Consider the following 12,565-nt stretch of genomic DNA (forward strand, 5'->3'; position numbering starts at 1 on the left):
ATATGGATGCCTTAACATATATATTTGCTGGTGCTGGCGTCGGCTTCGCCGTCGGGGTGACCGGTGTTGGCGGCGGCTCACTGATGACGCCCCTGCTGATCCTGTTTGGCATTCCCTACAATGTAGCGATCGGCACCGATTTGCTGTTTGCCGCCGTAACCAAAGCGGGCGGAGTCCGCAGCCATCACAAGCTTGGAAACATCCGCTGGTCTCTGGTTTATGCCCTGGCCGCCGGCAGTATTCCAGCATCACTGGTAACGGCCTTGCTTTTGCAAACCTTTTTCCAGGGCGCTACCGACTACCAGGGCCTTCTGACCCACAGCCTGGGCCTGATGTTGATCGTGACCTCAGCCGTTATCCTCTTTAAGAAGCGTCTCCAGAGAGCCAGCTTGAATGAAGGGGGCTTTATGGGCAAAGTTCATCGCCATGGCAAGCTGATCACGGTATTCAGCGGCGTTATTTTAGGTGTCCTGGTCACATTGTCTTCGGTGGGTGCCGGCGCCTTCTGTGCCGCTCTGCTGCTGGTGCTCTACCCCAAACTGAAAGCTACTGAGGTTGTGGGTACCGATATTGCCCATGCCGTACCCTTGACTCTGATTGCCGGCCTGGGCCATCTATTCTTCCTGGGCAATGTGGATTTTGTTCTGCTGGCTTGCTTGTTGGCAGGGTCATTACCGGCCATTCACTTTGGCAGCAAAGTGTCTGCTCAGTTGCCGAACAGCATTCTTCAACCAGCGCTGGCTTCCCTGTTGATGCTGCTGGGTGTGAAGTTCGCCTTCCTCTAATACAAGCTGAGACCCAGAACGCCCCCTATTCTTTGGGTTCATTGGCTACGCCATGGGGTACATGTCCTGTAGCGACATGCTGGCTGGCTGAATGGCAATGGCTCTGCTGATCATCAAAGAATACGTCGGCACTATAGGAACGTAGAAACTCGCCCTTATCCAGCCCCCCCAAAAAGAGCGATTCATCCAGGCGAATGCCCCATTGGCGCAGGGTTCGAATAACACGTTCATGGGCAGGTGCAGAACGCGCTGTCACGAGAGCCGTTCGGATCGGGCAATCGCCATCAGGAAAGTCCGCCTGCAGGCTCTGCAGAGCCTTAAGAAAATTCTTGAATGGACCGCCACTGAGTGGTGTCTTGGCTTTGCTCTTTTCGTTTTCCGCAAAGGCTTCCAGTCCCTCTTGCTTGTAGATGCGTTCGGATTCGTCAGAAAACAACACCGCATCACCATCAAAGGCAAAGCGCAGCTCCCCATCATCCCCCCGACGCGAACCGGCCAGCATCAAAGTGGCTGCGGCCACGCCTGCATCCAGGGCTTGGCGGACATCTTCAGCGTGTGTCGATAAAAACAGATGGCAACCGAAGGCCGACACATAACGATAAGGACTTTCGCCACCACAGAAGGCCGCCCGAGTGATACCCAATTCATAATGCTCAATAGAATTAAAGACTCTCAAACCCGTATCGGCGCTGTTGCGTGACAACAGAATCACCTCAACCCGCGTTTTCTCGGCATTCAGGGCGAGCAGCTTTTTAACCAATGGAAAAGCTTCACCCGGTTCGAGAATGTCTTCCTCGTGTTGGCGCTGGTACTCGGCAAACGCTTCGAGACCATCGCGCTCAAATACGGTGTGACTATCGCTTAAATCAAATAAAGCTCTCGAAGAAATGGCAATGACCAGCTTGTCGCCAAATGCGGTGGGCATAGTGGGCTTCTCCCTAAACTCTTTAGTCATGCCTTGTCTGGCACGTTTCAATGCACTTTATGAAGCTTCGCCAACAACAGAGCCTCACACAGGAAGTTGGACGCCCCCTGACTATTTATGCGCGCAGTTATGCATGCTTAACAAATGACAGCACAGGGCTTTCAGATCCTGAAGGCTGCGTGCGGAACGATCTGGACTCTGGTCCACAACGCTTAGTAAAAGCGCATGACTCGTCTCCAGCTGCAAGCGGGCGATACGGCCCAGCTCATCGTCTGCCTGGGTAAAGCCCAGGCGTTTATACATGCTTATAAAATGACGGATCACCACATCATCATGCTGAGTGTCCAGCTCCCGCAACTCCGGTATTGCCCAAAGGGCTTGGGCCAAGGGCAAGATCGCTCGTTGCTCACGATACACATCGAGCATTAAATCCATTTGACAGGCGACAAAGCTCTCGATGCTCATAGATTCGATATCCAGACGCTCCGTGGCTTCCAGCGCTTCGGTCATGCGGTTCAGCCAACGCTCACCAAGAGCATAAAGAATCGCGTGCTTGTTCGGAAAGTAGTGATACAAAGCCCCAACAGAAATGCCCAGGTCTTTAGCAATCAGAATGGTCGTTAAATCATCGAAACCCACCTCATCAAGCAAGCGAGCGGTGGTATCAAGAATCTGCTGAGTCTTTTGCTTGGCCCTTTCCTGAATCGGCTGCCGCCGTGGAGCCAGCTTGGTTTTGCGTTCTTTTTGTCTTTCTAGGGGCATGATCTTATTGGCCTCGAATATCCCCCTCATTCTAGCTTTATTGTTGCCGAGTGACTACAAGGCAGCTTCAAAGCCTTATTCGTTAATACCAGAGGCTTTAAGAAAGCATCAAACATGCGGTTATTTTGTGGACAACTGAAGCACCCTGCCCCCGTAAATCTCGAAGCCCCCTCATCTTTTTATCACAATTTTATACAACTCTGGACAAGAACCGCCGCCCAAGTCAGTATCAAAACAATGAATATTTTATTTATCTGCACTCATAACCGCTGCCGAAGCATTTTGGCCGAGGCGGTGTTTCGTCAGCAAGCCGATATTAATGGCAGCCCCTTAATTGTGCGCTCCGCAGGCAGTCAACCTGCGGGAGTTGTCCACGCCGAATCTCTCGCGGCGCTTGAGAGGCATAACATTTCCCGCAAGGGATTAAACAGCCAGTCCTGGAACGAGTTTGAGCAATGGCCATGCAATCTCGCCATTACCGTTTGTAATTCAGCCGCTCAGGAAAGCTGCCCCAGCTGGCTGCAACAAGGCGAGAACCTGCACTGGAGCTTACAAGACCCCTCATCCCTTCCCGGTGACCAGAACACACGTGAAGCGGCCTTCGATACGCTGGTCGAAACTCTGCAAAAAGCCGCCGAACAATTTACTGATCGTTTAAGGCAAGATGGCCCCGAGGCCGCCATTGACAGCCTCCAGCAATTTGGCGCGACACTGAGTACAAAGCCCAGCCATTGATTGCCAAACACTGAATCTTGACCACTGCACGGTTTTAAAAGTGTCAAATGTTTTAGTATCGTTATCCTGTGACTACTTCGCTCTATGAACTACGAAGATTGGGTTAAAGATGCTGGCAAAATTCGGCAAGGTCTTGCTGATCAGTTTTTGTGTTTTCCTCGCCGCGTTTGAATATCGCACCGCCGTATTGGAATTCGTTTGGCCCGCACAATGGGGCGGCAATACCTATTGGCATGGCCAGCCCCACTCCCTGCGACAGGAAAAACAGATCGCGATCACCTTTGACGATGGCCCCTCTCTCTATACGGCTCCTATTCTCGATATCCTCAAGGAACATCAAATTACGGCCACCTTTTTCATGATGGGGCGTCAAGTTGAAGCGCACCCCGAGCTGGCTCGCCGAGTCGTGAGAGAGGGCCATGAAATTGGCAATCACGGTTATGATCTGATTGCCCAATCAGGGTTAAAGAAGTATTACCTCAGCTCACTGTCCGATACAGAACTGCAAAAAGCCGAAAACCGCATTCGTGAAATCACCGGACAGACAGCTGTTTATTTTAGGCCACCTGGCGGTCAAATAGGACGGAACCTATGGAAACAGGTCGAGCAAACCAGGCTCACCACGATTACCGGTACACTGCCTTTTCCCGAAGCCAGTAACAGCGCCGAACAACAACTCGCGACCATCGTTCAGCATTTGGAACCCGGTGGAATTTTGATTTTACACGATGGTGATGACGCCCATCCCGATTCGGAACGTGGGCAGAATGTCCTGGAACTGATGCCTCTGCTGTTAAAGCATCTGCAAAAAGAAGGTTACAAAGTGGTTCCGCTAAACGTTCTGCTCACCACTCACAATCAGTAGTAGGCACGAGTTCTCAAAGGGTTTTGACCGCTGCGACCAGCAAGGCCAGTACCATTAACAATGCAAACAGGATTCGAAGGTAACGTCCCTGCCCTGGCTTTGAAAAAATACCACGCAACAGTCGCCCGGCCAACAACCAGGCCCCATCAACAAACACCGCTACGGAAAAACAACAAATGGCCGTAAGCAACAAAGCGCTTAGAGAATCCTCATGCGGCAAGAGAAAACTTGAAAACAAGGCAACAAACGCCGCATAGGCTTTTGGGTTAATCAGATTAAAAACAAAACCCTGCCAGAACCCCGGTGCGATTGTCGAAGAAGAAGCCGCTGAATTGATGGGCGCCGCTGCAATACTCCAAGCCAACCAAAGAATATAGAGCGACGCAACGATTTGCATTAGCAGCATCAAGTTATCGTGAATGCTCAACAAGCCATTCAGCAACAACGCGGCAAATGACATTACCCACAGAAGCCCACAGAGAATTCCCGCAAGGAATGCCACGCCCTGCCGTAAAGGAAAACCGGCACCAATTGCAGCCAGTGCCATCGGCGCTGGCCCTGGGGAACCCAAAAGAAGTGCCGTGGCGGCAATCAGTGTTAACAGTGCCTCAAACACGGTCAGTCTCGAAAGGAAATTAAAGAATCAGAGCTGGCACAGACAGGCCAGCTCTTAAGACGGAATTAAAAAGTGTCGGCAGGAATACGAACCCAACCTTCCATAAGCACTCGGGCGCTACGGCTCATAATGGCTTTAGTAGCCGTCCAGTCACCGTCTTCCAGCTTGGCTTCGGCACCCACACGCAATGTACCCGATGGATGACCAAAGCGAACCGCTTGACGTTCTCCACCGCCAGCCGCTGTGTTGACAAGCGTACCTGGAATCGCCGCGGCCGTCCCGATGGCTACAGCGGCGGTTCCCATCATAGCGTGGTGAAGCTTGCCCATGGACAAGGCGCGAACGCAAAGATCGATATCTTCCGCATTAACGTTTTTCCCACTGGAAGACGTATAACTGCTTGCCGGTGCGACAAACGCAATCTTTGGCGTGTGCTGGCGAGCCGCTGCTTCGCTGACATCGCTGATCAAACCCATTGCAATCGCGCCATGAGTACGAAGCGTTTCAAACTTTTCCAAGGCGGCATTATCGCCATTAATCGCGTCCTGTAGCTCGGTACCCCGGTAACCAATCGCATCGGCGTCCACAAAAATGGTAGGAATGCCGGCATTGATCATGGTCGCTTTTAACGTGCCAACACCCGGGACTTCCAGATCATCCACAAGATTTCCGGTCGGGAACATGGAGCCCTCACCATCAGCCGGGTCCATAAATTCAATTTCAACTTCTGCGGCAGGAAACGTAACGCCGTCCAATTCAAAGTCGCCAATTTCCTGAACTTCACCATTACACATGGGCACATGAGCGATAATGGTTTTCTGAATATTCACCTGCCAGATTCGCACGGTACAAATGCCATTTTCCGGCACACGGTCGGCATCAACAATACCTTTACTGATTGCGAACGCCCCCACAGCAGCAGTTAAGTTGCCACAGTTGCCACTCCAGTCAACAAAGGCTTTATCGATTGCTACCTGACCAAAGAGATAATCCACATCGTGATCTGGCTCGCTGCTTTTATCGAGGATAACGGTTTTCGAGGTGCTTGAGGTTGCACCACCCATACCATCAATTTGTTTCGCATAAGGGTCCGGGCTACCAATCACTCGCAACAACATAGCGTCGCGAGCCGCACCCGGCTGCTGACAGACTTCGGGCAGCTCATCACGTTTAAAAAACACCCCTTTACTGGTGCCACCACGAATATACGTAGCTGGAATTTTTATCTGGGGAGCAAAAGCCATAACTCGAATCCTATCAACAATCATTCAAAACGGTCCTGCGCATACAGGACGGGGAAATCCCCGTCTGACTTTGCCGAAAACAAAACCAGACGGAGTTGCGATTTTCAATTTAAGGTCTAGGCATTACCTTCAAGAAAATCTTTTGCAAAGCGCTGCAATACACCGCCTGCTTCGTACACATGCACTTCGGCCGCAGTATCCAGGCGACAGGTTACAGGCACTTCCACACGCTCACCGTCACGGCGATTAATTACCAGAGTCAAATCAGCGCGAGGCGAAGGCGTACCGATCACATCAAATGTTTCTGTACCATCGATGCCATAGGTCTCTCGAGTATCACCCGCTTTAAATTCCAGCGGCAACACCCCCATGCCCACCAAATTGGTGCGGTGAATACGCTCAAAACCTTCCGCAACAATGGCTTCAACACCGGCCAGACGAACACCTTTTGCCGCCCAGTCGCGGGATGAACCCTGCCCATAATCTGCACCGGCAACGATGATCAGGTTCTGACCTCGATCCATATAGGTTTCAATGGCTTCCCACATGCGGGTTTGTTTGCCTTCCGGCTCAACACGCGCCAGAGACCCTTGAATCACTTCACCAGCATCATCACGACACATTTCGTTCAACAGTTTCGGGTTGGCGAAGGTTGCGCGCTGAGCGGTCAGGTGATCACCACGGTGGGTTGCGTAAGAGTTGAAGTCTTCTTCCGGCAATCCCATTTTCGCCAGATACTCACCGGCCGCGCTGCTGGCCAGAATTGCGTTGGAGGGAGACAAGTGATCCGTCGTAATGTTGTCACCCAGCACCGCCAACGGACGCATGCCACTTAATGTACGCTCACCGGCCAGTGCCCCTTCCCAGTATGGGGGGCGACGGATGTAAGTACTTTGCGGACGCCAGTCGTACAAAGGTGACTCTGCTTCTTCGACAGCACCCAGATCAAACATTGGAATATAAACCTGCTGGAACTGCTCAGGTTTCACATGCTTGTTAACGATCGCATCGATTTCTTCATCGGAAGGCCAGATATCTTTCAAACAGATATCGTTTCCATCGGCATCCTGACCCAGCACATCCTGCTCAATATCAAAACGCACCGTACCGGCAATCGCATAGGCTACAACCAATGGCGGAGAAGCCAGGAAAGCTTGTTTGGCATAAGGGTGAATACGACCATCAAAGTTTCGGTTACCCGAGAGGACCGCCGTAGAATACAAATCGCGATCAATCACTTCCTGCTGAATCGCTGGATCCAGCGCACCGGACATGCCGTTACAGGTTGTACACGCGTAGGCAACAATACCGAAACCCAGCTTTTCCAATTCTGGCAACAGGCCGGCTTCTTCCAAATACAACTTGGCCACTTTGGAGCCTGGCGCAAAGGAGGATTTAACCCAAGGTTTGCGAATTAATCCCAGCTCATTTGCCTTGCGTGCCAACAAACCGGCAGCCACAACATTGCGCGGGTTTGAGGTGTTCGTGCAACTGGTAATTGCGGCAATAATTACCGCGCCATCCGGCATTTTGCCTTCCGCTTCTTCCGCTTTGGCTTTGTCCAGATCCACAGCGATACCACGCTCGGCCAAGGCCGAGGTCGGCAAACGGCGATGTGGATTGGAGGGGCCCGCCATATTGCGGCCAACGCTGGAAAGATCGAATTCCAGTACACGCTCGTACTCGGCTTCCACCATGTGGTCAGCCCACAAACCAGTTTGCTTGGCATAGTTTTCAACCAAAGCAATCTGTTCCGGCTCGCGCCCGGTTAGCTTCAGGTAATCGATGGTTTGCTCATCGATATAAAACATGCCCGCCGACGCGCCGTATTCAGGTGTCATATTGGAGATGGTCGCACGATCACCAATCGTCAGTTCTGCGGCACCTTCACCATAGAATTCAAGGTAAGAAGAGACAACTCGCTCCTGGCGCAGGAACTCGGTAATAGCCAATACAATGTCCGTGGCGGTGATTCCCGGCTTACGCTTGCCGGTTAACTTCACACCAACAATGTCGGGAAGACGCATCATGGATGGACGGCCCAACATAACCGTTTCCGCTTCCAAACCACCAACACCAATCGCAATCACACCCAACGCATCAACATGGGGGGTATGAGAATCCGTACCCACACAGGTATCGGGGTACGCAACGCCATCGCGGTTTTGAATGACCGGAGACATTTTTTCCAGATTGATCTGGTGCATGATGCCGTTACCGGCGGGAATCACGTCTACATTTTTAAATGCGGTTTTGGTCCACTCGATAAAGTGGAAACGGTCTTCGTTGCGACGATCTTCAATAGCGCGGTTTTTCTCAAATGCGTCGGGATCGAAACCCGGAGCTTCCACCGCCAAAGAGTGATCGACAATCAACTGAGTCGGAACAACCGGATTTACCTTGGAAGGATCCCCGCCCTGCTCCGCAATCGCATCGCGCAAACCGGCAAGGTCAACCAACGCGGTTTGTCCCAGAATGTCGTGGCACACAACACGCGCTGGATACCAGGGAAAATCCAAATCGCGGCGATGTTCAATAATTTGAGTCAGACAATCATTGAGCGTTTCCGGTTCACAACGACGAACCAATTGCTCGGCCAACACCTTGGAGGTGTAATTTAATTTATCGTAGGCACCAGGCTTAATGGCCTCTACGGCGGCACGAGTGTCAAAGAAGTCGACATCACTGCCTGGTAGAGACTTACGGAATTCAGTGTTCATATAACACCTGTAAAAGAACTTTTTAGATTTACTTCGAGACAGCTGTATTTGGTATTTTTCTTTGCTCTTAAATAGAGCGACAAATCACGGTAATACAACAAAGCCCGACGACCGCAAGAAGCCAGCGGCCATCGGGTAAAACCTCAACGATTAACGCTCAGCGATTGACGGCACAGGACGCAGCTCTTCACCGGTATATTCTGCCGACGGGCGAATAATACGGTTATCTGCGCGCTGCTCCATAACGTGAGCAGCCCAACCGGTTACACGGGATACCACAAAGATCGGTGTAAACAGTTTGGTTGGAATGTCCATAAAGTGATAAGCCGATGCGTGGAAGAAATCGGCGTTACAGAACAACTTCTTCTCGCGCCACATCACTTCTTCACAACGTACGGAAACCGGGTACAGGACGGTATCACCCACATCACTGGCCAATTTTTCAGACCATTCTTTGATAATGGCGTTACGTGGATCAGACTCGGAATAGATTGCATGACCGAAGCCCATGATCTTTTCTTTGCGCTCCAGCATGCCCATCATTTCACGCTCGGCTTCGTCAGCTGATTTCCAGTTTTCGATCATTTCCATTGCGGCCTCATTGGCGCCACCGTGCAGTGGACCACGCAGAGAACCGATTGCACCGGTTACACAACTGTGCATATCAGACAAGGTCGACGCACACACTCGGGCGGTAAACGTAGACGCATTAAACTCGTGCTCGGCGTACAGAATCAGAGACACGTTCATTACACGCTCGTGCAACTCATTGGGCTTCTCGCCACGCAGCATATGCAGGAAGTGAGCACCAATGGTGTCGTCATCGGTTTCGGTTTCAATTTTCACACCATCATGGCTGAAACGATACCAATAACAGATCATTGAACTCAGCGTCGCCAGGATACGATCTGCCTGATCACCCTGCTCGTCAAAGCTCATTTCCGTTTCCAGATTGCCCAGCATAGAAACACCGGTACGCATCACATCCATGGGATGGGCGTCTTTAGGAATGTTTTCCAATACGGTTTTTAAAGGTGCCGGCAAACCACGCAGCCCCTTCAGTTTGGTTTTGTAGGCATCCAATTCAGCCTGATTCGGCAAGTTGCCTTTCAAGATCAGGTGAGCCACTTCTTCAAACTCACATTTTTCTGCCAGATCTTTTACATCATAACCACGATAAGTTAAGCCAGAACCGGACTTGCCTACGGTAGACAATGCGGTTTTACCGGCCACCTGGCCTCGCAGGCCTGCACCACTGAGTACTTTAGCCATTATATTTCTCCCAGACTTTGATTTTTTAATTCGCTTGCTGCTGTTTCTAAACTAAAGGCCAAATATGACAATTGGCCCTTGTCTCATTTCAATTTACTGCCACTTTTTTCTTCGGCGCTTTCTCTTAGGCACTTTTTACCAGCTACCTGTTCAGCTACCGACACCGACGTCTTCAACCTACTTATTTTTGCCTTCGGCAAACAGAGCATCCAACTTCTGCTCGTAATCGTGGTAACCCAGGTAATCGTACAGCTCCATGCGGGTTTGCATGGTGTCGATGACATTGCGCTGGTGACCATCTTCCAGCAGTGCGCGATACACCGCTTCGGCAGCTTTATTCATGGCACGGAAAGCCGACAGTGGGTACAAAATAATACCCGCGCCCCACTCACCCAATTGCTCGCGAGTCCACAATTCCGTCTGACCAAACTCGGTCATGTTCGCCAGAATAGGTACATCCAACGCTTCCGAGAAAGCGCGGTAATGCTCTTCGGTTTTTACCGCTTCAGCAAAAATACCGTCAGCGCCTGCGGCAACGTAGGCCTTGGCACGTTCAAGGGCTTTTTCCAGGCCTTCCTGGGCAAACGCATCGGTGCGCGCCATGATAAAGAAATCCGGATCGGTACGCGCATCGACAGCAGCTTTAATTCGATCCACCATTTCTTCAGTGGAAACAATTTCTTTATTGGGGCGGTGGCCACAACGTTTTTGAGCAACCTGATCCTCGATATGTACCGCGGCCGCGCCAGCTTTCTCCATATCGCGAATGGTTTTGGCGATATTAAATGCACCACCCCACCCAGTATCGATGTCCACCAACAAAGGCAGATCACAAGCCGAGGTAATGCGTGATACATCGGCCAGTACATCGTTCAGAGAAGTCATGCCCAAATCCGGCAGACCGTATGAGGCATTGGCGACGCCACCACCTGAAAGATAAATGGCCTGATGACCATTCTGCTGAGCCATCATGGCGGTATAGGCATTAATAGTACCCACAACCTGCAAAGGTTTATTGTTGATCAGGGCTTTGCGGAATTTCGCACCCGGTGAGAGGCGTTCGCTCATAGTGTCCTCCAATTAAGTATTTGCTTGCGCCTCTGCTTCTTGCAGCAGGCGCGCTTGAATATTATTACGAGATGCTCGGATATGCCGGCGCATCAAGAATTCGGCCAGTTCGCCATCGCGATCTTCGATGGCATCAATAATCTGGGTGTGCTCGCGAAAAGCGCGGTGTGCCCTGGGGCTGGACATGCCGTATTGATAACGGTACATGCGCACAAGGTGATAGAGATCGTCACAGAGCAAGCCAATCAACTTTTGGTTTTTGCAGCACTGCACAATCTTGTAATGAAAATCCAGATCCCCTTCTTTCTGGTAGTAGGACTGGCCCTTTTGAAGGGCATCCATACTCATATGCTGCTCAAGCAAACGCCTGAGTTCAGCCAGGTCGTCATCGCTGCGGTGTTCAGCGGCAAGGCGACAGGCCATACCTTCGAGTGGCTCGCGCACTTCGGAGATTTCAATCATATCCTGGGCAGACAGGGTCACTACCCGGGCGCCAACGTTGGGTTTGCGAATCAGCAGCCCGCAGGCTTCCAGGCGGGCAATCGCTTCACGCAAGGGACCACGGGATATACCCAGGGACTTAGCCAGTTCAGGTTCGGAAATTTTACTGCCGGCGGGGATACTGCCTTCGACAATAGCGGTCACCAGATCCTGAAAGACCTTGTCGGCTATGGTTCTCAGCGGAATGGATTCCAAGGGCAGCCTCATCAGGTTTAAACACGTTTTCAGCCATCGCAACGGGAAACCTGCCAAGAAGCAGTTTTCGTGTTCGATTTTGCGCTGGGCCGAAAGATTGTTGACAATCTTAAGAGTGAAAAGAGTTTATTGGCCGAGATACCCCCTGTCAAGGCCAGGAAAGCTATACTTTTGTCGACAATATGCCCTAACGCTATAAAAACGTATAAATAACAAGCGAAATCAACTTTCCTGCAAATAGCCAGCCCAATGTCTAGTGGTTGTCACAATTAAAGGGCATAATTCCGGCTTTGCTTTATAAGCCAAGTACAGGGCCGCAAGACCGAATGCCGAAAAAGTTGTTAAAACGTTGGATTCCTGATCCGGAGAAGATCAAGCGGCAACCCGGCCTCCATCTACTAGGCTCCCTGCTGGATGATCCCAACCTCTTCCACCTGAATCGTCATTCCGTATCGGTTGCCTTCTTTGTGGGTTTGTTTTGCACATTTATTCCTATGCCCGGTCAGATGGTTCTGGCCGCCTTTATGGCCTTTGTGCTGCGCAGCAATCTGCCGATTTCCGTGGGACTGGTCTGGATCAGCAACCCCATCACCATCCCCCCTATTTTCTACGCCTGTTACCGGCTGGGCGTTTGGATGCTTCAAGCACCGGAACTGGAATTCAGTATTGAGCTGTCCTGGGCCTGGGTATACGAAGAATTCCCCAAACTGTGGATACCTCTGGTGACCGGCTCCCTCTTCTGCGCGGTCTTCTTTGGTTGCCTGGGTTACTTGTTCATTCAGGGATTCTGGCGCTGGCATGTTGTCAGCAACTGGGAAAAGAGAAAGATGGCCAGGCGCGCCAGCAAGAATAACGACACCTGAACCCGTTTAGGAAT

Annotated in this window: 12 protein-coding genes; 4 read left to right on the forward strand and 8 right to left on the reverse strand. The window is 51.3% G+C overall.

Annotated features, from left to right (window positions below):
• The first annotated feature begins 2 nt into the window (after positions 1-2).
• Positions 3-785, forward strand: a complete 783-nt coding sequence (locus G8768_RS09710; RefSeq protein ID WP_166844740.1) for a sulfite exporter TauE/SafE family protein — start codon at positions 3-5, stop codon at positions 783-785.
• A gap of 25 nt (positions 786-810) precedes the next feature.
• Here the strand turns inward: G8768_RS09710 and G8768_RS09715 are convergent, their stop codons facing one another.
• Together G8768_RS09715 and G8768_RS09720 are read right to left on the reverse strand one after the other, a co-directional pair.
• A complete protein-coding gene (locus tag G8768_RS09715; RefSeq protein WP_166844738.1) occupies positions 811-1,710 on the reverse strand; it encodes a 5'-nucleotidase in 900 nt (299 codons plus the stop codon).
• Positions 1,711-1,821: 111 nt separating this feature from the next.
• Positions 1,822-2,472 (reverse strand): TetR/AcrR family transcriptional regulator, encoded by a 651-nt coding sequence (locus G8768_RS09720; RefSeq protein ID WP_166844735.1) that lies wholly within the window; start codon positions 2,470-2,472, stop codon positions 1,822-1,824.
• Between the two features lie 237 nt (positions 2,473-2,709).
• Between G8768_RS09720 and G8768_RS09725 the strand changes: the two genes are divergently transcribed.
• Both G8768_RS09725 and G8768_RS09730 read left to right on the forward strand, forming a co-directional pair.
• Positions 2,710-3,207 carry an arsenate reductase ArsC gene (locus G8768_RS09725; protein ID WP_166844732.1) on the forward strand — a complete coding sequence of 166 codons (498 nt, stop codon included), beginning with the start codon at positions 2,710-2,712 and terminating at the stop codon, positions 3,205-3,207.
• Between the two features lie 109 nt (positions 3,208-3,316).
• Positions 3,317-4,072 (forward strand): polysaccharide deacetylase family protein, encoded by a 756-nt coding sequence (locus G8768_RS09730; RefSeq protein ID WP_166844730.1) that lies wholly within the window; start codon positions 3,317-3,319, stop codon positions 4,070-4,072.
• A gap of 13 nt (positions 4,073-4,085) precedes the next feature.
• On the opposite strand, the gene G8768_RS09735 is transcribed toward G8768_RS09730, so the two are convergent.
• From G8768_RS09735 to G8768_RS09760, 6 genes are all read right to left on the reverse strand, one after another.
• On the reverse strand, positions 4,086-4,688 hold the full coding sequence (locus G8768_RS09735; protein WP_166844728.1) for a LysE family transporter: 603 nt from the start codon (positions 4,686-4,688) through the stop codon (positions 4,086-4,088).
• Between the two features lie 65 nt (positions 4,689-4,753).
• Positions 4,754-5,932, reverse strand: a complete 1,179-nt coding sequence (gene prpF, locus G8768_RS09740; protein ID WP_166844726.1) for a 2-methylaconitate cis-trans isomerase PrpF — start codon at positions 5,930-5,932, stop codon at positions 4,754-4,756.
• A 116-nt stretch (positions 5,933-6,048) separates the two neighbouring features.
• Positions 6,049-8,652 carry a Fe/S-dependent 2-methylisocitrate dehydratase AcnD gene (acnD, locus tag G8768_RS09745; RefSeq protein ID WP_166844724.1) on the reverse strand — a complete coding sequence of 868 codons (2,604 nt, stop codon included), beginning with the start codon at positions 8,650-8,652 and terminating at the stop codon, positions 6,049-6,051.
• A 150-nt stretch (positions 8,653-8,802) separates the two neighbouring features.
• Positions 8,803-9,924 (reverse strand): bifunctional 2-methylcitrate synthase/citrate synthase, encoded by a 1,122-nt coding sequence (prpC, locus tag G8768_RS09750; RefSeq protein ID WP_166844722.1) that lies wholly within the window; start codon positions 9,922-9,924, stop codon positions 8,803-8,805.
• 177 nt (positions 9,925-10,101) lie between these two features.
• Positions 10,102-10,992, reverse strand: coding sequence for a methylisocitrate lyase (prpB, locus tag G8768_RS09755; RefSeq protein WP_166844720.1), 891 nt, complete (start codon positions 10,990-10,992; stop codon positions 10,102-10,104).
• A gap of 12 nt (positions 10,993-11,004) precedes the next feature.
• Positions 11,005-11,688, reverse strand: a complete 684-nt coding sequence (locus G8768_RS09760) for a GntR family transcriptional regulator (RefSeq protein ID WP_243749474.1) — start codon at positions 11,686-11,688, stop codon at positions 11,005-11,007.
• A gap of 326 nt (positions 11,689-12,014) precedes the next feature.
• Here G8768_RS09760 and G8768_RS09765 point away from each other — a divergent pair, with 326 nt between their 5' ends.
• Positions 12,015-12,551: a DUF2062 domain-containing protein gene (locus tag G8768_RS09765; protein WP_166844716.1), complete on the forward strand. Its 537-nt coding sequence runs from the start codon at positions 12,015-12,017 to the stop codon at positions 12,549-12,551.
• Positions 12,552-12,565: the final 14 nt, after the last annotated feature.

It is taken from the genome of Pseudoteredinibacter isoporae, from assembly GCF_011602085.1.
GTDB lineage: Bacteria > Pseudomonadota > Gammaproteobacteria > Pseudomonadales > Cellvibrionaceae > Pseudoteredinibacter > Pseudoteredinibacter isoporae.

Bases quoted from the DNA above. Each gene is read 5' to 3' on its own strand.
- G8768_RS09720 (WP_166844735.1), bottom strand. From the start codon at position 2,472: ATGCCCCTAGAAAGACAAAAAGAACGCAAAACCAAGCTGGCTCCACGG.
- prpC (WP_166844722.1), bottom strand. From the start codon at position 9,924: ATGGCTAAAGTACTCAGTGGTGCAGGCCTGCGAGGCCAGGTGGCCGGT.
- prpF (WP_166844726.1), bottom strand. From the start codon at position 5,932: ATGGCTTTTGCTCCCCAGATAAAAATTCCAGCTACGTATATTCGTGGT.
- G8768_RS09710 (WP_166844740.1), top strand. From the start codon at position 3: ATGGATGCCTTAACATATATATTTGCTGGTGCTGGCGTCGGCTTCGCC.
- G8768_RS09765 (WP_166844716.1), top strand. From the start codon at position 12,015: ATGCCGAAAAAGTTGTTAAAACGTTGGATTCCTGATCCGGAGAAGATC.
- G8768_RS09715 (WP_166844738.1), bottom strand. From the start codon at position 1,710: ATGCCCACCGCATTTGGCGACAAGCTGGTCATTGCCATTTCTTCGAGA.
- acnD (WP_166844724.1), bottom strand. From the start codon at position 8,652: ATGAACACTGAATTCCGTAAGTCTCTACCAGGCAGTGATGTCGACTTC.
- prpB (WP_166844720.1), bottom strand. From the start codon at position 10,992: ATGAGCGAACGCCTCTCACCGGGTGCGAAATTCCGCAAAGCCCTGATC.
- G8768_RS09730 (WP_166844730.1), top strand. From the start codon at position 3,317: ATGCTGGCAAAATTCGGCAAGGTCTTGCTGATCAGTTTTTGTGTTTTC.
- G8768_RS09725 (WP_166844732.1), top strand. From the start codon at position 2,710: ATGAATATTTTATTTATCTGCACTCATAACCGCTGCCGAAGCATTTTG.